We start from the raw sequence: 18,123 nt of genomic DNA, 5'->3' as shown, positions 1-18,123 counted from the left end.
GAGATGACGATGATCCGTTCCGCCGCCATGGCCGCCGTCCTTCTGTCGGCCTCTGCCGCTTTCGCCGCCCCCGTTCCCATCACCAAGGCCCCGCGCGGCCAGCCCGTCACGGTGACGGGCAAGGTGATGCGCATCACCGATGCCGATGCCTTCCGGCTCAAAGATGAAAGCGGCGTCGTTACCGTCTATGTCGGCCCCAATGACCTGCCCGTTCAGGTGGGCGAAGAGGTGACGGTGCTGGGCGCGCTGGAAGAGGGGTTCCCGCCCGAATTCGTGGCTCGCGCCCTGCGCCGCGCCGATGGGACAGAGATCGCTTTCCGTCACGACTGGGGCTGAAGCAGCGGCGCATCCGCCACCCACCATGCCGGTTCGGCCGCGCGGATGGCCTGCGCGGCCGCGCGCGCCGACAGGGGATCGTCGAACAGGCCGAAACAGGTGGCCCCCGATCCCGACATCCGCGCCACCCGGCATCCTGCCTGCGCCGACAGCGCCGCCTTGACCCGGCCGATCACCGGCAATTCGGCCATGGCAGGCGCTTCCAGATCGTTGCGCTGCATGGCGACAAAGGCCGCAAGCTCGGCCACGCCGCGCAGGCGCGGCATCTCGCGCGGCATGGGCGCATTGTCGGCCCGCACCAGCGCCCGGAACACCGCAGGGGTGGATACCGCCACCCGCGGATTGGCCAGCACCAGCCACGCCTGCGGCAGCGGGGGCACCTCTGCCAGCCCCTCGCCGATCCCCGACATCCGCGCCGCCCGCCCGGCCAGACAGACCGGCACATCCGCCCCCAGCGCCAGCACTTCGGCCGCCCCGGGCAGCGCCCGCCCGGTCATCCGTGCCAGAAGCCGCAGCGTCGCCGCCGCATCCGCCGATCCGCCGCCGATGCCGGAAGATACGGGCAGCACCTTTTCCAGCGCGATCCGCGCCGAAACGCCCATCACCCGCGCCGCCCGCAGTACCAGATTGTCGCCCTCACCCGTCAGCCCCGCCGCCATCGGCCCCGTCACGTCAAGCGACGGCAGATCCGACAGAATCGCCGACACGCGATCCCCCACCCCGGCAAAGACCACCAGCGAATCCAGCAGATGATAGCCATCCGCCCGCCGCCCGATGACATGCAGGGTCAGGTTGATCTTGGCCGGGGCGAACTCAGTTGCCGCCATTCGCCACTTCGGTCAGCGGCTTTGCGCCCTCTTCGGCCAGCACGGCATCCAGCCCCACCTCCAGCTTGCGGCGGATGCGGGCGGCGTCCTTCTCCGTCGGGTCGAAGGACAGCGCCCGGTGCCACTGGAACCGCGCCTCAAGCTTGCGGCCCACGGCCCAATAGACATCGCCCAGATGGTCCGTCACCACAGGATCGACGGGCTCCAGCAGCGCCGCGCGTTCCATCGGCTCCAGCGCATCCTGATAGCGGCCCAGCCGGAACAGCGCCCAGGCAAGACTGTCGATGATATAGCCCGCGTCCGGCTGCGCGGCGACCGCGCGTTCGATCATCCCCAGCGCCTCTTCCAGATTCTCGCCCCGGTCCACGAAGGAATAGCCCAGATAGTTCAACACCTGCGGCTGGTCGGGGTTCAACTCCAGCGCGCGGCGGAAATCGGCCTCGGCCTCGGGCCAGTTGCCCGCGCGTTCATTGCTGATCCCGCGCGAGTAATACAGCGTCCAATGCCGCTGCTCGGCCTCCGGGATCAGCGCGATCGCCTGCGTATAGACCGGGATCGCATCGGCAAAGCGTTCCTGCCGCCGCAGCGCATCGGCCAGCGCGGCCGGCACCTCGATGATCTGGCCATGGCTGCGCGTCAGCGCCTGCAGCACTTCCAGCGCGGCCTCGGTCTTGTCCTGCGCGATCAGCGTGTTCGCGCGCCCGATCTCGGCCACGTGATAGGCCGGATCATCGGCTGCGATCCGGGCATAGGTCTCGCCCGCCAGCGCGTGCTGGTCCAGCGCCTCCAAAAGCCCCGCCGCCATCAGCACGGCCTCGGAATGGGTGGGCCGCAGATAGGCCGCCGCCTGCGCGTATAGCAGGGTATAGCCATCCTCCGCCTCGCCGCGCAGGGCGGTGGACAGGGTAAAGAACACCTCGGCGATCCCGTCCACGGGCGAGGTGACGATGTCAAAGGGCACCGGCTCCCCCGCCGCCAGCCGCGCGCGCAGCGGGTCGATCTGCGGGTCCGCCTCGGTGCCAAAGGCCCGCTCCAGCAGGGCCAGCGCCTCGGGGTTGCGTTCCAGCTGGCTCAGGATCTGGGCATGGGCAATGGCCCCCCGCCGCATCAGCGCGATCTGCCCCGCCTCACGCCCCGAAAGGATGTTGTCCGCCCCCTCGAAATCCCCGACCGATGCCAGCGCCAGCGCCTTGTGATACAGGCCGAACGCCTCCAGCCCCGGCGAGGCGGCCAGCGTGTCGAACCCCGCCACCGCATCCGACATCCGCCCGTCACCCAGCGCCGCCCAGGCCAGCACCAGATCGTCGAGCAGCCGCCCGATGGACCGGCCCGCCTGCGTATCGGCGATCAGCGCGGCAAACTCGCCCCGCTGGGCCTGATCGGTCAGCAGCGCGATATAGGCCGTCTGGCTGCGCCCGCCCTGCTGCACCAAAAGCCGCGCCAGTTCCGCCGACCGCGCCACATCGCCAAGGCTCAGATGCGCGATCACCGCGCCTTCCAGCGTGGCCGGGTCCATCACGCCCAGCTCGATCAGCCGGTCATACCAGCGCGCGGCCTCGCGGAAATCGCTCTGCGATGCGGCCACCTGTGCCGAAAGATAGGCCCCCGCCGATCCTTCTGGCGTGGGCATCGGCGTCTGCGCGGCAACGGGCAGGGCAGGGGGCAGGGCCAGCGCCCCGGCAAGAACCACGGCAACAAGGCGGCGGGGGTGCAACGGCATCGACAAGCATCTCCTGCAGGGCTGCCTCAAAGCTAGCCGCGCCATGGGCCATAGGCAATCGGGCCGGGCGGGTTTCCCCGTCCCGGCCCGCCGTTTCCTGCTGATTCACACGCAAATGTCAGACCGGAGGGATGACGCGCCAATCAGATTACGGGCCGATCACATGTTGGGATAGTTCGGCCCGCCCCCGCCCTGCGGCGTGGTCCAGTTGATATTCTGGCTCGGGTCCTTGATATCGCAGGTCTTGCAATGCACGCAGTTCTGGAAATTGATCCTGAACTTGGCATCATCGCCTTCGCCCAGCACTTCATACACCCCCGCCGGGCAATAGCGCTGCGCCGGTTCGGCATATTTCGGCAGGTTCACCGCAATCGGGATCGACGGATCCTTCAGCTTCAGATGCGCAGGCTGCGCCTCGTCATGGTTTGTAAAGCTGTAGGCGACGTTGGTCAGCCGGTCGAAGGACAGAACGCCATCGGGCTTGGGGTAGTCGATGGGCTTGTGGTTCTTGGCCAGCCCCGTCGCCGCCGCGTCCGATTTGCCGTGCTTGAGCGTGCCAAAGATCGTCAGGCCGAAGGTATTGGCCCACATGTCGATCCCGCCGCCCATCAGGCTCGCCACCAGCCCGTACTTGGACCACAGCGGCTTGACGTTGCGCACCTTGCGCAGGTCCTTGCCGATCGGCCCGGTCCGCACGGCGGTTTCATATTCCGCCAGTTCGTCGCCCGCGCGGCCCGCCTTGATCGCGGCATGGGCGGCCTCGGCGGCGGCTTTGCCCGACAGCATGGCGTTGTGGTTGCCCTTGATGCGCGGCACGTTCACGAGGCCCGCCGAACAGCCCAGCAGCGCCACACCCGGCGCCACCATCTTGGGGATCGACTGCCAGCCCCCCTCGCTGATGGCCCGCGCGCCATAGGCCACGCGCTTGCCGCCCTTCAGAAGCTCGGCCACCATCGGGTGATGCTTGAACCGCTGGAATTCCATATAGGGATAGAGATGCGGGTTCTCATAGTTCAGGTGAACGACGAAACCCACATAAACCTGATTGTTCTCAAGGTGATAGATGAACGACCCGCCGCCCGCATTGCTGCCCAGCGGCCAGCCCATCGTATGCGTGACCGTGCCTTCGCGGTGCTTGGCGGGGTCGATCTCCCAGATTTCCTTCATGCCAAGGCCGAACTTCTGCGGGCACTTCCCCTTCGACAGGTCATACTTGGCGATGACCTCTTTCGACAGCGACCCGCGCACGCCTTCGGACAGGAAGACGTATTTCCCGTGCAGTTCCATCCCCGGCTCGTAAGCCGGCCCCGGCTCGCCCGTCGCCGGATCGCGGCCGAACTCGCCCGCGACCACGCCCTTCACCCGGTCGCCGTCATAGACCAGCGCACTCGCGCTCATGCCCGGGAAAATCTCCACGCCAAGGCCCTCGGCCACCCCCGCCATCCAGCGGCAGACATTGGCCATGGAAACGATGTAATTGCCGTGGTTGTTCATCAGGGGCGGCATGGGGAAATTCGGAATCCGCACCTGCCCGGCAGGGCCGAGGATATAGAAATTGTCCTCCGTCACCTCGGTCTTGATCGGCGCGCCCATGCTGCGCCAATCGGGCAGCAGCGCGTCCAGGCCGCTGGGATCCAGCACCGCACCCGACAGGATATGCGCCCCGACCTCGGACCCCTTCTCCAGCACCACCACCGTCATGTCGGGGTCAAGCTGCTTCAGCCGGATCGCCGCCGACAGGCCCGCCGGGCCTGCCCCCACGATCACCACATCATATTCCATCGACTCACGGACGATGTCGGCCATGCTGCCTGCTCCCTCACCGCGTTTCCCACTGGCTCCGCGCAATAATATTGCCGTCGCGGCCTTTCCCCTAGCCCAAGCCGCGCGCGGGGGTCAATCGTAACGCGGCATCACAATGTCGCATTGCGGCATCCTGCCCGTTCTTGCGGCGCTTTCGCGCGCGCCGGGCCGCGCCCGCGGCGGGCAGCCCCTTGCAATTGCGCCCCCGGTCGGTTCAGTTGTGACAGAAGATCGCAGATCGTACCGCGCCACTGCCCCCGAAACGGGGCCGTGGCCTTCCTTTTGTTACGCAGGGACCGATGGAAAAGATTCCGATGACGCGCGCGGGTTTCACCGCGCTGGACGAAGAGCTCAAGACCCTGAAATCGGTCGAACGCCCCGCCGTGATCCGCGCCATCGCCGAGGCGCGCGAACATGGCGACCTGTCGGAAAACGCCGAATACCACGCCGCCCGCGAAAAGCAGTCCTTCATCGAAGGCCGCATCAAGGAGCTTGAGGCGATGCTGTCGCTGGCCGATGTGATCGACCCGTCGAAACTGTCCGGCGCGATCAAGTTCGGCGCCACCGTCACCATCGTCGATGAAGATACCGACGAAGAGCGCACCTACCAGATCGTGGGCGAGGCCGAGGCCGATATCGAACGCGGGCTTCTGAACATGCGCTCCCCCCTCGCCCGCGCCCTGATCGGCAAGGAAGAGGGCGACAGCGTCGAGGTGAAAACCCCCGGCGGCCAGAAAAGCTATGAGATCCTGAAGATCCTCTACGTCTGAACGCGGCCCGGTCGCCGCGACGTTCCGTCGCGATGGCCAGGCGCAGAAGGGGAAGACGGGAACAGAATGCCGGAAGACCACGACAGACCCGAACCCTTGGGGATTTACCAGCGCCGCGAGGACGGCCCCGCCTTCGGCCCGACCGAACTGGTGGGCGGGCTTCTGGCGGTGGTCTGGGTGCTTGCGGTCATCGCCTATGTCCTGCTCGCACCCGAAGGCGGCTTTGGCGGTGTGTTCGGCACCGTGATGACGCTGGTCGCCGTCTTCCTGCCGCTGGCGCTGATTTGGGCCGCGGTCACAACCCTGCGCTCCGTCCGCGTCCTGCGGGCCGAAGCCGCGCGCCTGCAGGCAACGGTGGATGCGATGCGCAAGGCCTATCTCGCCGGCCAGCAGAAACAGGCCGCGATCAAGCCCGCGCCCGATCCGCGCGGCGAAGACGCCCCCGCCCCGCAGGCCAGTTTCCAGACCCGGCGCGATCCGGGCCTCACCGTGCCCTCGGCAGACCGCAAGGCCGCGCTGGTGCCCCCTCGCCCCGCCCCGCAGGAGGAACAGCCCGCCCTCGCCCTCGGCACCCCGGCCGAAGATCTGCGCGCCCCCCTGTCGGTTGCCGATTTCATCCGCGCGCTGAACTTTCCCGACAACCCCGATGACCGCGAGGGGTTCCGCGCCCTGCGCGCCGCGCTGGAGGATCGCACCACCGCCAAGCTGATCCGCGCCGCGCAGGATGTGCTGACGCTTCTGTCGCAGGAAGGCATCTACATGGATGACCTGCCCCCCGAACGCGCCCGCCCAGAACTCTGGCGCAAGTTCGCCCAAGGCGAACGCGGCCGCCCCATCGCCGCGCTGGGCGGCATCCGCGACCGCTCTTCCCTCGCGCTGACTGGGGCAAGGATGCGCGAAGACCCGGTCTTCCGCGATGCCGCGCACCATTTCCTGCGCAGCTTCGACAAGACGTTTCAGGAATTTGAACGCAACGCCTCGGACGCCGATCTCAACGCTCTCGCCGATACCCGCACGGCGCGCGCCTTCATGCTGTTCGGGCGGGTGACCGGGACCTTCGACTGAACCGGGCATCGGATTGCCTGGGCCATCCGATCAAAAATCTTCGAAGATTTTTGCAAATTTCTTCGAAGAAATTTGTCACCCGCGTGGCGCCGCCGCCCGCCGCAGCCGATCGTTGATCGCGCGCCCCAGCCCCGTCTCCGGCACGGGTGCGAAGGCGATCCGCCCGCTCGCCCCCGCACCGGCCAGCGCATCCGCCTCGCGCAGCACATGGAACAGCCGCGCCGCCGCCTCCACCAGATCGCCTGTCTCCGACAGGCTCAGCGCCGCGCCGGGGCAGGGGCCGAAGCCCACCCAGATCTCGCCCGGCTCCGGCACCGTCACCTCCAGCCGCACCATGGCCCCCGGCGCGTAATGGCTGGCCAGTTGCCCCGGCGCATTGGGCCGCGCGGCACTGCCCCCTGCCACCGGCGCGCAGTCCAGCACCGCCTCCAGCGCCTCGGCCGGCACCCCGCCGGGGCGCAGCAGGCTGGGCGCTCCCTCAAGCCCGAGGATGGTGGATTCCACCCCCACCGCGCAGGCCCCGCCGTCAAGGATTGCCTCGATCCGCCCGGCCAGCCCCGCGCGCACATGATCCGCCCGCGTCGGCGATACCTTGCCCGACGGATTGGCCGATGGCGCGGCCAGCGGCCCGCCAAAGGCCTGCAACAGCGCCCGCGCCACGGGATGGGCAGGCACCCGGATCGCCACCGTCTCCAGCCCCGCCGTCACCAACGGCGACACGCCCGCATCCGCGCGCAGCGGCAGCACCAGCGTCAGGGGGCCGGGCCAGAACGCCGCCGCCACCGCCTCGGCCCGCGCGTCGAGGCGCGCGAAGCGCCGCGCGCTGTCCACATCCGGCACATGCACGATCAGCGGGTTGAACCGGGGCCGCCCCTTCGCCTCGAAAATCCGCGCCACCGCATGATCCGACCGCGCATCCCCGCCCAGCCCATACACCGTCTCGGTCGGAAAGGCGACAAGCCCGCCCGCGCGCAGGATTTCTGCCGCGCGGGCGATATCCTCGGGGCTGTCGGTCAGGTCTTGCGTGGCGATCATGCCGGGCACTCCGCGCCGTGACGCTGCGTAGGGGTTGAGAAGGCGCGGACGGTCTGCAAACCTCGCCCTGCCCGGTGCCTTATCCGCCGCAGCCCGCTTTGCCAAGCGGTCCGCTCCCCGGTGGGCAGGCCCCCGGCATGCCAGAGGATTGATCCATGCCCTACCGCGCCCCGCTTGCCGATTTCGATCTGCTCCTGTCCCAGGTCCTGGGCTATGGCCGCGTCGCAGCCACGCCCCGCTTTGCGGAAGCCGGCGCCGATACCGCCGCCGCCGTGCTGGCCGAGGCGGCGCGTCTGGCCGAAACCGTGCTCGCCCCCCTCAACCGCGTGGGCGACAAACAGGGCGCGCGGCTGGAAAACGGCGTGGTCCGCACCTCCCCCGGTTTTGCCGAAGGCTACCGCGCGGTGGCGCAGGGCGGCTGGGTCGGCATGGCGGCCCAGCCTGAAAACGGCGGCATGGGCCTGCCCATGACGCTCGCAACCGCGGTGAACGAGATGATGTCGGCGGCCTGCCTGTCGTTGCAGGTGGGCCCGCTGCTGACCCAAGGCCAGATCGAGGCGCTGGAACATCACGGCTCCGACGCGATCCGCGCCACCTATCTGCCGCGCCTCATCGCGGGGGAATGGGGCGGCACGATGAACCTGACCGAACCGCAGGCCGGGTCGGATGTGGGGGCGCTGCGGACGCGGGCGGAACCCAATCCCGACGGCACCTATGCGATCACCGGGCAGAAGATTTATATCAGCTGGGGCGATGCGGATTTCCTGCCGAACATCTGCCATCTGGTGCTGGCCCGCCTGCCCGATGGCGCGCCGGGGACATCGGGCATCAGCCTCTTCCTCGTGCCGAAGTTCATCCCCGATGCGGCGGGTAATCCGGGCCGCCGCAACAGCCTGTCGGTGGTCAGTCTCGAACACAAGCTGGGCCTGCACGGCAGCCCCACCTGCGTGATGCAATATGACGGCGCGCAAGGCTGGCTGGTGGGCGAGGCGCATCGCGGTATGGCGGCCATGTTCACCATGATGAACAACGCCCGTCTGGGCGTGGCCGTGCAGGGCGTGGGCATCGCCGAGGCCGCCTTCCAGCAGGCACTGGCCTATGCCGAAGGCCGGGTGCAGGGCCGCACGCCCACGGGGCGCGCGCCGATCACCGATCATGCCGATGTGCGCCGGATGCTGGCGCGGATGCGGGCGCAGGTCTTTTCGGCCCGCGCCATCGCGCTCTCCTGCGCCGTGGCCATCGACATGGCCCGCGCCACCGACGCCCCCGAATGGCAGGCCCGCGCCGCGCTCCTTACCCCCATCGCCAAGGCCTATGGCACCGATACCGGGAACGAGGTCGCCCATCTGGGCATCCAGATCCACGGCGGCATGGGCTTTGTCGAAGAAACCGGCGCCGCCCAGTTCGCCCGCGACGTGCGCGTGACCACGATCTACGAAGGCACCAACGGCATCCAGGCGATGGATCTTGTCGCCCGCAAGATGGCCGATGGCGGGGCCGCTGCCCTCGCGCTGGTGGATGAGGTGCAGGCCGGGGCCGAAGCCGCCCGCGCCACCCTTCCCGACCTCGCCGGTGATGTCTGGCAGGCGGCCGAGGCCCTGCGCGACGCGACCGAGACGCTCGTGAAACAGGACATGACCGATCGCTTCGCCGGGGCCGCACCCTATCTGCGCGCCTTCGCGCTGGTGCTTGGCGCCGACGCCCATCTGCGCGCCGCCCACGCTGCCGGGGGCGCGCGCACCGCGCTGGCCCGCGTGGCGATCCGCCGCCTCCTGCCGGAATACGCCCCCCTTCTGGCCGAGGCGCGCGAAGGCGCGGCCCAGCTCTACGCCCTCTCGCCCGAGGATCTGGCCGCGTGAGGGACGCCCCCGCCAGCGATGACGGCATCCGCCACCCCTTTCCCACGCCGCCAGACGAAGGCGCGGCGGTCGAGGTGGCGCCCGGCATCCTCTGGATGCGCCTGCCGCTGCCCATGGCGCTCGACCATGTGAATGTCTACGCGCTGGACGATGGCGATGGCTGGACGGTGGTGGATACGGGCTTTGCCTCCACCCGCGCCCGGGCGATCTGGCAGGCGCTCTTGGCTGGCCCGCTGGCCGGGCGCCCGGTCCGCCGCGTCATCGTCACCCATTACCACCCCGACCATATCGGTCTGGCGGGCTGGTTTCAGGCGCAGGGCGCCGAACTGATCACCACCCGCACCAGCTGGCTTTACGCCCGCATGCTGGTGCTTGATGAACACGCCACGCCGCCCCCACAGGCGGTGGCGTTCCAGCGCCGCGCCGGGGTGCCGCCCGCCCGGCTAAAGGCCTACGCCACCACCCGCCCCTTCAACTTTGCCGATGTGGTGACGCCGCTCCCCCTGGGCTTCACCCGCATCCGCGACGGCGACACCCTCACCGCCGCCGGTCGCCGCTGGCGCGTGCGCTGCGGCGATGGCCACGCCCCGGAACATGCGACACTGTGGAGCATGGAGGACAACCTCATCCTCGGCGGCGACCAGCTTCTTCCCGGCATCTCCGCCAATATCGGCGTCTATCCGACCGAACCCGATGCCGATCCCCTGACCGAATGGCTGGACAGCTGCGCGCGGCTTTCGGCCTTTGCCACCGACGATCAGCTTGTCCTTCCCGGCCACAAGCTGCCCTTCACCGGCCTGCCGCTGCGGCTGCGCCAGATGGCCGAGAACCACGAAGGCGCCCTGTCGCGCCTGCTGGATCACCTCGCCACCCCGCAGGTCGCCGCCGATTGCTTCCTGCCGCTGTTCAGACGCCAGATCGACGGGCCGGAATTCGGCATGGCGCTGGTCGAATCGGTGGCCCATCTCAACTGCCTCTTGCGGCGCGGTCAGGTTTCCCGTTCCCTGAATGAACAGGGCGCATGGCTCTGGCAACGCATGCAGGACAGATGAAAGAAGCCGATCCCCCACAGGGCAACCCCGTCGCCCTGATGCCCGATACCGCCACCCTCCCGCGCGTGCGCGCCGTCCATGCCGACCCGTCGGGTTGCGGCAGCCTTGAAACCGCGCCCCTGCCCGATGCCGCCACCCGCCGCCCGGTGGAAGAGAAAAGCCCCGCCGAATGGGCCTATGAACGGCTGATCCTCTATATCCAGAACTTCGAATCCCAGCTCGATTCCGGGCAAGAGGTAGCGATGGGCTTCACCGGCGGGCAGGCGGGCGTGCTGGCCATCGAAGGCGTGGGCTTCTTCGACCCCGACCTCGTCACCTTCTATGGCCGCGATCAGGATGGCCTGCGCACCCAGCTCATCCAGCATGTCACGCAGCTCAACGTCATCCTGCGCGCCGTGCCAAAGGAACAGCCCGCCGCCCCGCCGCGCCGCATCGGGTTTCAGATGATGCAGCAATGGGCGGGGGGCGAGGCAGGCGATGCCTCGGCCGTGGCCGATGCGCCGTAAGGCGTGACATGGATGCATGAATCGGCTATGCGGCGCGAAAGAACACGTCCGAGACAAGACGAAAGGGAACCGACATGGCCGACCACAAGTCCGATTTCACACCCGGCAGCATGGACATCCGCGAACAGGAGAAAACCTTCGCGGGCTTCATGAAATACGTCCAATGGGGCGTGATCATCATCGTCGCGCTTCTTGTGTTCCTCGCGCTGGCGCGGGCCTGACGCGTCGCCGCGCGGCCCCGTCCGGGGCCGCCCCCTGCCTTTCCTGCCCGAAGATCTGGAAGTCCCCATGCTGCGCGCCATCCTCGCCCTTTTCGCGCTCCTCAGCCTTGCGGCCTGCGGGGCAGAGCCTGTCTGGGCGCCCGAGGAACGGGTGCAGGCCGCGCGCTACGTGCATGACGGGCCGCCCGCGATCACCCTGTTCACCGTGATCAACAACCGCTCCGATTCCGGGGCGCATAGCGGGCTGATGATTAACGGGGCGGAACGGATCATGTTCGATCCGGCAGGCACATGGAACCATCCGCGCATCCCCGAACGCAATGACGTGCATTTCGGCATCACGCCCCGGATCGTGAATTTCTACATCGACTATCACGCCCGCGAAACCTATCGCGTGGTGGAACAGACGGTCATCGTCTCGCCCGAAGTGGCCGCACTCGTGGCGCAGCGCGCGCGCGCCTATGGCGCGGTGCCAAAGGCGCAATGCGCCCGCTCGATCTCGGATATCCTGCGCGGCGTGCCGGGCTTCGAAGCGATCGGCGCCACCTGGTATCCCAACCGCCTGATGGACGATTTCGCCAAGCTGCCCGGCGTCACCACCCGCACCATCCGCGATGAGGATGCCGACAAGAACCATGGCGTCCTTCTGGTGCAGGCAGGCGAACTGCCGCTCTAACCCGCCACCGCCAGCAGGGCGTATAGCGTAACGCCCCCCGCCACGATGGCCCCCATCGTGCTGCGCGTGGCGATCCCCACCGCCAGCGTCACCAGCGCCGCCGCAAGCCGGGCCGGGTCCGTCTCGCCCCCCGTGGCGGGCGGCCACAGCACACCGGGCGCCACCAGCGCGGGCAGCACCGCCACCGCCGTATAGCGCAAGGCCCGCGTCAGCCAGCCCGGCAGGGGCCGCGCCCCCAGCGTGCCAAGGAACGAAAACCGGATCGCATAGGTCCCCAGCGCCAGCACCGGTAGCACGATCCAGAAGGTGGCCTTGTCGATCATGCTCGCCGCACCTTTAGCCACCGGTCCAGCCCCGCCCCCACCGCCATGGCGCCTGACGCCGCAACCAAAAGCCCCGTGCCATAAGGCATCCCCGCCAAGAGGAGCGACAGCAGGATCGACACCCCCGCCGCCACCAGATGGGGCATGCTGTGCAGCATCGGCGCGACCATGGCCAGAAAGGTGATCGGCAGCGCGAAATCCAGCGCATAATCGGGCGGGATCGCCGTGCCGATCATCCCGCCCACCAGACAGGCCACGAACCACAAGGGCGCCACCGCCACCACCGCGCCGAAGAACACCGCACGCTTTTCGCCCGCCGTCATGGCGGGGTTGCGGTCAATCTCGGCCACCGTGGTGGCAAAGCTCTGATCCACCAGGAAATAGGCCATCAGCGCACGCGACCGCAGCGGCAACTCCCCGAAATGCGGGGCCAGCGTGACCGAATACATCACCATCCGCAGGTTCACCGCCAGCGACGTGGCCAGCACCACCAGCGCGGGCGCCTGCTCCTGCATCGTCTGCAGGGCCGCAAACTGCGACGCGCCCGCAAAGACCGAAACCGAAAACAGCATCGCCTCGAACAGGTTCAACCCGGCCTCGGTCGCCACCACGCCAAACAGCATGGCAAAGGGGCCGACGACCACGGTCATCGGGGCCGCGGCAATCAGGCCACGAAGAAATGCCTTGCGTGTGGGTGACATGCTGCCTCGCGCTTTACCTTGCGCCGGGATGGGCTTAGGCCATTGGTCAGCAAAGGGGAAGGGCGGAACGTGCGCATCTTCGGGGTGATACTGGCCGGCGGGCAGGGCCGCCGGATGGGCGGGGCCGACAAGGCGCTTCTGCCCCTTGCCGCCCGCCCGCTGATCGCCCATGCGGCCGACCGGCTGGAGCCGCAGGTGGAACGGCTGGCCCTCAGCGCCAATGGCGATCCCGCCCGTCTTACCTTCCTCGGCCTGCCCGTCCTGCCCGATGCGCGCTCCGAAGGCCCGCTGTCGGGCATCCTCGCCGCGCTCGACTGGGCGGCGCCGCTCGGCGCCACGGCCGTCGTCTCGGCGCCCGTCGATGCCCCCTTCCTGCCCCCCGATCTGGTCCCCCGCCTGATCCTTGCGGGCGAAGGCGCGGGGGGCGTGGCGATGGCCCGCTCGGGCGGCAACGATCACCCCACCTTCGGCCTCTGGCCCGTCGCCTTGCGCGATCCGCTGCGCGCCTTCCTCGCCAGCGGCGCAAAGGCCCGCGTCCGCACCTTCGCCGATGCCCACAACGCCGCCCGCGCCGATTTCGCGGATGACGGGGCCTTCACCAACCTCAACACGCCCGAAGACCTCGCCGCCGCCGCCGCCCGCATCGGGGGCGTGGCATGAAGGTCTACGGCGTCATCGGCTGGAAGAACTCGGGCAAGACCAGCCTGATGGAGCGGCTGGTGGCCGACATCACCGCGCGCGGCTTCTCCGTCTCCACCGTCAAGCATGTCCACCATGAGGTGGACCTCGACCAGCCCGGCAAAGACACCTTCCGCCACCGTCAGGCCGGCGCGCGCGAGGTGGTGCTGGCCTCAAAGGACCGCTTCGCCCTGATGGTGGAACATCGCGGGCCGGAACCCGATCTCGCCGCCATCCTCGCCCGCCTTGCGCCCGTCGATCTGGTTCTGGTCGAAGGCTACAAGCGCGACACCCACCGCAAACTGGAGGTGTGGCGCGCTGAGACCGGGCAGGCGATGATCCAGCCGGGCGATCCCCTCGTCCGCGCCGTGGCCACCGATGCCAAGGGCGTGGCGCTGCCCGTCCCCGTGCTCGACCTCAACGACACCGCCGCCGTGGCCGATTTCATCCTGTCCGAGGTGGGCCTTGTCCCCGCCAACGGCGAAAGCCCCCGCTTCGATACCGTGGCCATCGCGGACTGGTCCGCCACCAACGGCCCGTCCCCCGCAAAACCCTCGCCCGATGCCATCTGGATCGGCACCGCCAGTGCCACGGGCGAAACCGCCCATTACTTCCGCACCCGGGCGGAGGCCGAGGCGCACCTCGCCACCCTGATCGCCACCGAACAGGCCGCAGGCCGCCGCCTGCTTGTGGGCTTTGATTTCCCGCTGGGCTATCCCGCAGGCTTCGCCGCCCGCCTCACGTGCGAGGCCAGCCCCCGCGCGCTCTGGCGCTGGCTGGCCGACCGCATCACCGATGACGGCAACCGCAACAACCGCTTTGCCGTGGCCGATGCCATCAACGCGCAGATGGGGGGCGGCCCCTTCTGGGGCCGTCCCGCCAGCCTGCCCCTGCCGCATCTGCCCGAACGCAAGTCCATCAACTACCCCGCCCTCGGCCTGCCCGAACGCCGCGCCATCGAAACCCGCATCCCCCGCGCCCAGCCGGTGTGGAAGCTCTACACCACAGGCTCGGTCGGATCGCAGGCGCTCATGGGCCTGCCCATGATCCACCGCCTGTCACAGCGCGCGGGCGTCACCGTTTGGCCCTTCGATCCCCCCGGCACAGCCCCAGTCACGCTGGCGGAAGTCTACCCCTCGCTCCTCGCCCCGCTGGTGGCACAGACCCCCGGCATCAAGGATGCCGCCCAAGTCACCCTCCTCGCCCGCGCGCTGTTCCGCCTGTCGGGGCAGGGGGCGCTTGCCCCGCTCCTCGCCCCGCCCGATGATCCCCGCGCCATCGAGGAAGGCTGGATCCTCGGCGCCGGGCACGAAGCCACCCTCATCGACGCCGCCACAGAGGCCACCACAGGGGCCGCACCATGATCCGCATCCGGCAAGGCCTGCCCGAACATCTGCGCGCCGAGGCGGCGGTCCTCTACTGGCAGGCCTTCGGGGGCAAGCTGGGCCGCGTGCTCGGGCCGGAAGACAAGGCGCTGGAATTCCTGCGCCGCGTCATGCGCGCCGACCATTGCCTGACCGCCTTCAACCGCGATGACCGCCTCGTTGGCCTTGCCGGGTTCAAGACCACGCGCGGCAGCTTTGCCGGCGGCACCGATGCCGATCTGCGCGCCGTCTACGGCCCCATCGGCGGGCGCTGGCGCGCCACGGTCCTGCGCCTTCTGGGCAATGACGGCGACACCACCCGCTTCCTGCTCGATGGCCTCTGCGTCAGCGATGCCGCCCGCGGGCAGGGCGTCGGCACCCTGCTCCTTGAGGCGATAGTGGCCGAAGGCCGCGCCCGCGGCTACCGCGCCGTCCGGCTGGATGTGGTGGATACCAACGACCGCGCCCGCGCGCTCTATGAACGGCGCGGCTTCGTCATCGACCGCACCGAAGGCATCGGCCCCCTGCGCCTGATCTTCGGCTTCCGCGCCGCCCATTCCATGGTGCGGCCCATCTGACGCCCGTTCACGCGCCGCCGACGATCCTGCAACAGATCACCCGTTCCGGGCCGGATCGTTTCAATTTTACGATGAATTGCATCCCGTTTTCTGCATAACTTTCCCTGTCGCCGGAACGCGCGGCACGCCAAACCCGTCTCGACGGGGCGTCAAACAACGAAAAGACAGTGGGAACCGTGGAATGCTGAATGAGTTCAAGACGTTTATCGCCCGTGGCAACGTCGTCGATCTTGCCGTGGGTATCATCATCGGGGCGGCCTTCACCGCCATCGTCAATTCGCTCGTGGGCGATCTGATCAACCCGATCATCGGCCTGATCACCGGCGGGGTGGATTTCTCCAACCTCTTCATCGACCTGTCCGGCACCGATCCGGCCTCGCTCGCCGCCGCGAAAGAGGCGGGCGCGCCGGTCTTCGCCTATGGCGCCTTCATCACGGCGGTCATCAACTTCCTGATCATCGCCTGGGTCGTCTTCCTGCTGGTCAAGGCGGTGAACAAGCTGAAAGAAGCCACCGCCAAGAAAGAGGCCGCCGAGGCTGCCCCCGCCGGCCCGACCGAACTGGATATCCTCATGGAAATCCGCGACGCGCTGAAAAAGTGACGCGCCAAGGGGTGCCGCAGGGGGCATAACCCCTGCGGCACCCCCGTCCTCTCAGATCGCCAGCGCCTCTGTCGCGCTGATCGACGGCAGTCCCAGCGCGGCGCCCACCGCCGCATAGGTCAGCTTGCCCGCATGGGTGTTCAGCCCGGCCAGCAGATGCCGATCCTCGGCACAGGCGCGCTTCCACCCCTTGTCGGCCAAGGCCAGCATGAAGGGCATGGTCGCATTGCCCAAGGCCAGCGTCGATGTCCGCGCCACGGCGCCCGGCATGTTGGCCACGCAGTAATGCAGGATGCCGTCGACTTCGTAGATCGGGTCCTGATGGGTGGTCGCGCGGCTGGTCTCGAAACACCCGCCCTGATCAATCGCCACATCCACGATGGCCGCGCCGGGTTTCATCGTGGAAAGCTGCGCCCGCGTCACCAGCTTGGGCGCGGCGGCCCCGGGGATCAGCACCGCACCGATCACCATGTCGGCCTCGGCCACCAGTTCCGCCGTGGTGCCCGCGCTGGCATAGCCGGTCTTCACCGTGCCGTGAAAGATGTCGTCCAGATAGCGCAGGCGCGGCAGCGACCGGTCCAAGATCGTCACATCCGCCCCCATTCCGGCGGCGACTCGCGCCGCATGGGTGCCCACCACCCCGCCGCCGATCACCACCACGCGCGCAGGCAGCACGCCCGGCACGCCGCCCATCAGCACGCCGCGCCCGCCATTGGCCTTCTGCAAGGTCCAGGCGCCGACCTGCGGCGCCAGCCGCCCCGCCACCTCCGACATCGGCGCCAGCAGGGGCAGCCCGCCCCGGTCATCCGTCACCGTCTCATAGGCAATCGCCGTGACGCCCGATGCCAGCAGGTCATGGGTCTGCGCCGGATCGGGGGCCAGATGCAGATAGGTGAACAGCACCTGCCCCGCCCGCAGCCGCGCGCGCTCCACTGCCTGCGGCTCCTTCACCTTCACCACCATCTCGGCCTGCGCGAACACCTCTTCCGCCGTGTCCACGATCCGCGCGCCCGCCGCGACGTAATCCGCATCGGCAAAGCCCGCACCCACCCCGGCCTGCGTCTCGACCATCACCTCATGCCCATGCGCCACCGCCTCGCGCGCCGCATGGGGCGTCAGGCCCACACGAAATTCCTGCGGCTTGATCTCTTTCGGACAACCGATCTTCATCTTCTCTCTCCCAGTGCGGCCCGGCCTCTCAGGGCGGGGCTCATGGGGAAAGTCTCCGTCACATCGCCCGCAAATGTTGTGAATTCTGGATGACGGCACCCCGCCCTGCGCGGTAGAATTCCGCGCCAAAGCGCCATTTCTAGAAAGACTCTCCCGCAATGTCAGAACTCGACGCAACCGACCGCCGCATCCTGACCGTGTTGCAGAAGGAAGGCCGCATCACGAATGCGGAACTGTCCGAACGGGTGAACCTCTCGCCCTCCGCCTGCCACCGCCGCACCCAGCGGCTTGAGGAAGAGGGGTTCATCGAAGGGTACGTGGCCCTCCTCGACCCGCGCCGCCTTGGCCGCCCGACCACGGTCTTCGTGGAAATCACCCTGCAGGGTCAGGCCGACGAACTGCTCGACGCGTTCGAGCGTGAGGTGGCCCGCATCCCCGACATCCTCGAATGTCACCTGATGGCGGGGCAGGCCGATTACCTGATCAAGATCCTCGCCGAGGATACCGAAGATTTCGCCCGCATCCACCGCCAGTACCTGTCGCGCCTGCCGGGCGTGCGGCAGATGCACTCCTCCTTCGCGCTGCGGACCGTGGTCAAGACGACGGCGCTGGCGGTGTAGCGGTTCACAAGGCGCGGGGTGACAGGCCGCGCTTGCATTGCGCGGGCGGCTTTCCCGTCGCGGAATAGGCTATCTCGCTACAGGATTTGCAGGTCCACGCCTTCAGCGCCTCACTGTCTTTCGTAGCCGCGCGCCGCCACCGGCATGCTACTCGGGTTCGTTGTCTGCCACCCAAGCGAACCAACAGCCGCAACAAACCCCAAAGGCACAGAACCGCC

20 protein-coding genes are annotated in these 18,123 nt (G+C 68.5%); 13 read left to right on the top strand and 7 right to left on the bottom strand.

Going from position 1 to position 18,123, the window contains the following annotated elements; genetic code table 11:
• Positions 1-9: 9 nt before the first annotated feature.
• On the top strand, positions 10-336 hold the full coding sequence (locus tag GU920_RS05605) for a hypothetical protein (RefSeq protein WP_235933072.1): 327 nt from the start codon (positions 10-12) through the stop codon (positions 334-336).
• On the opposite strand, the gene GU920_RS05600 is transcribed toward GU920_RS05605, so the two are convergent.
• The 3 genes from GU920_RS05600 to GU920_RS05590 form a co-directional block, all read right to left on the bottom strand.
• Positions 321-1,163 (bottom strand): 4-(cytidine 5'-diphospho)-2-C-methyl-D-erythritol kinase, encoded by an 843-nt coding sequence (locus GU920_RS05600; RefSeq protein WP_161765949.1) that lies wholly within the window; start codon positions 1,161-1,163, stop codon positions 321-323. The genes GU920_RS05605 and GU920_RS05600 overlap by 16 nt on opposite strands.
• Positions 1,150-2,883, bottom strand: coding sequence for a tetratricopeptide repeat protein (locus GU920_RS05595; protein WP_161765948.1), 1,734 nt, complete (start codon positions 2,881-2,883; stop codon positions 1,150-1,152). Before GU920_RS05595 ends, GU920_RS05600 begins: the two co-directional genes overlap by 14 nt.
• 159 nt (positions 2,884-3,042) lie before the next feature.
• Entirely contained in the window at positions 3,043-4,689 is a 1,647-nt protein-coding gene (locus tag GU920_RS05590) for an electron transfer flavoprotein-ubiquinone oxidoreductase (RefSeq protein WP_161765947.1), read from the bottom strand.
• Positions 4,690-4,985: 296 nt separating this feature from the next.
• Here GU920_RS05590 and greA point away from each other — a divergent pair, with 296 nt between their 5' ends.
• Positions 4,986-5,456 (top strand): transcription elongation factor GreA, encoded by a 471-nt coding sequence (gene greA / locus GU920_RS05585; protein WP_201743974.1) that lies wholly within the window; start codon positions 4,986-4,988, stop codon positions 5,454-5,456.
• 66 nt (positions 5,457-5,522) lie between these two features.
• Positions 5,523-6,521, top strand: a complete 999-nt coding sequence (locus tag GU920_RS05580; RefSeq protein ID WP_161765946.1) for a hypothetical protein — start codon at positions 5,523-5,525, stop codon at positions 6,519-6,521.
• Positions 6,522-6,596: 75 nt separating this feature from the next.
• Here GU920_RS05580 and GU920_RS05575 read toward each other — a convergent pair whose 3' ends face one another.
• Positions 6,597-7,556, bottom strand: a complete 960-nt coding sequence (locus GU920_RS05575; RefSeq protein WP_161765945.1) for an L-threonylcarbamoyladenylate synthase — start codon at positions 7,554-7,556, stop codon at positions 6,597-6,599.
• A gap of 155 nt (positions 7,557-7,711) precedes the next feature.
• Between GU920_RS05575 and GU920_RS05570 the strand changes: the two genes are divergently transcribed.
• From GU920_RS05570 to GU920_RS05550, 5 genes are all read left to right on the top strand, one after another.
• On the top strand, positions 7,712-9,415 hold the full coding sequence (locus GU920_RS05570) for an acyl-CoA dehydrogenase (RefSeq protein WP_161765944.1): 1,704 nt from the start codon (positions 7,712-7,714) through the stop codon (positions 9,413-9,415).
• Positions 9,412-10,467 (top strand): MBL fold metallo-hydrolase, encoded by a 1,056-nt coding sequence (locus tag GU920_RS05565; RefSeq protein ID WP_328799235.1) that lies wholly within the window; start codon positions 9,412-9,414, stop codon positions 10,465-10,467. The genes GU920_RS05570 and GU920_RS05565 overlap by 4 nt, the downstream gene beginning before the upstream one ends.
• Positions 10,464-10,973, top strand: coding sequence for a DUF6173 family protein (locus GU920_RS05560; RefSeq protein ID WP_235933070.1), 510 nt, complete (start codon positions 10,464-10,466; stop codon positions 10,971-10,973). The genes GU920_RS05565 and GU920_RS05560 overlap by 4 nt, the downstream gene beginning before the upstream one ends.
• Before the next feature lie 74 nt (positions 10,974-11,047).
• Positions 11,048-11,194: an aa3-type cytochrome c oxidase subunit IV gene (locus GU920_RS05555; protein ID WP_161765943.1), complete on the top strand. Its 147-nt coding sequence runs from the start codon at positions 11,048-11,050 to the stop codon at positions 11,192-11,194.
• Between the two features lie 67 nt (positions 11,195-11,261).
• Complete coding sequence (locus GU920_RS05550; protein ID WP_161765942.1) at positions 11,262-11,870, top strand: hypothetical protein; 609 nt, start codon at positions 11,262-11,264, stop codon at positions 11,868-11,870.
• Here the strand turns inward: GU920_RS05550 and GU920_RS05545 are convergent.
• Positions 11,867-12,193, bottom strand: coding sequence for an AzlD domain-containing protein (locus GU920_RS05545; protein ID WP_161765941.1), 327 nt, complete (start codon positions 12,191-12,193; stop codon positions 11,867-11,869). The two genes, GU920_RS05550 and GU920_RS05545, sit on opposite strands and share 4 nt — an antisense overlap.
• Positions 12,190-12,894 (bottom strand): AzlC family ABC transporter permease, encoded by a 705-nt coding sequence (locus GU920_RS05540; RefSeq protein WP_161765940.1) that lies wholly within the window; start codon positions 12,892-12,894, stop codon positions 12,190-12,192. Before GU920_RS05540 ends, GU920_RS05545 begins: the two co-directional genes overlap by 4 nt.
• Before the next feature lie 69 nt (positions 12,895-12,963).
• Here GU920_RS05540 and mobA point away from each other — a divergent pair, with 69 nt between their 5' ends.
• The 4 genes from mobA to mscL all read left to right on the top strand — a co-directional run bounded on the left by mobA (position 12,964) and on the right by mscL (position 16,115).
• Positions 12,964-13,554 carry a molybdenum cofactor guanylyltransferase MobA gene (gene mobA / locus GU920_RS05535; protein ID WP_161765939.1) on the top strand — a complete coding sequence of 197 codons (591 nt, stop codon included), beginning with the start codon at positions 12,964-12,966 and terminating at the stop codon, positions 13,552-13,554.
• Positions 13,551-14,936 carry a molybdopterin-guanine dinucleotide biosynthesis protein B gene (gene mobB / locus GU920_RS05530; protein WP_161765938.1) on the top strand — a complete coding sequence of 462 codons (1,386 nt, stop codon included), beginning with the start codon at positions 13,551-13,553 and terminating at the stop codon, positions 14,934-14,936. The genes mobA and mobB overlap by 4 nt, the downstream gene beginning before the upstream one ends.
• Positions 14,933-15,514 (top strand): GNAT family N-acetyltransferase, encoded by a 582-nt coding sequence (locus GU920_RS05525; RefSeq protein WP_161765937.1) that lies wholly within the window; start codon positions 14,933-14,935, stop codon positions 15,512-15,514. The genes mobB and GU920_RS05525 overlap by 4 nt, the downstream gene beginning before the upstream one ends.
• Before the next feature lie 181 nt (positions 15,515-15,695).
• The gene (gene mscL / locus GU920_RS05520) at positions 15,696-16,115 is read left to right on the top strand and encodes a large conductance mechanosensitive channel protein MscL (protein ID WP_161765936.1); all 420 of its coding nucleotides are present in this window, start codon (positions 15,696-15,698) and stop codon (positions 16,113-16,115) included.
• A 51-nt stretch (positions 16,116-16,166) separates the two neighbouring features.
• Here mscL and ald read toward each other — a convergent pair whose 3' ends face one another.
• Positions 16,167-17,285 (bottom strand): alanine dehydrogenase, encoded by a 1,119-nt coding sequence (gene ald, locus GU920_RS05515; protein ID WP_161765935.1) that lies wholly within the window; start codon positions 17,283-17,285, stop codon positions 16,167-16,169.
• Positions 17,286-17,443: 158 nt separating this feature from the next.
• Here ald and GU920_RS05510 point away from each other — a divergent pair, with 158 nt between their 5' ends.
• Positions 17,444-17,905: an Lrp/AsnC family transcriptional regulator gene (locus GU920_RS05510; protein ID WP_161765934.1), complete on the top strand. Its 462-nt coding sequence runs from the start codon at positions 17,444-17,446 to the stop codon at positions 17,903-17,905.
• The last annotated feature ends 218 nt before the right edge of the window (positions 17,906-18,123 follow it).

This window comes from Paragemmobacter ruber (assembly GCF_009908315.1).
GTDB classification, from domain to species: Bacteria; Pseudomonadota; Alphaproteobacteria; order Rhodobacterales; family Rhodobacteraceae; genus Paragemmobacter; species Paragemmobacter ruber.
Note: the sequence above shows the minus strand (reverse complement) of the source record. Positions and strands in the feature narration are given on the sequence as shown.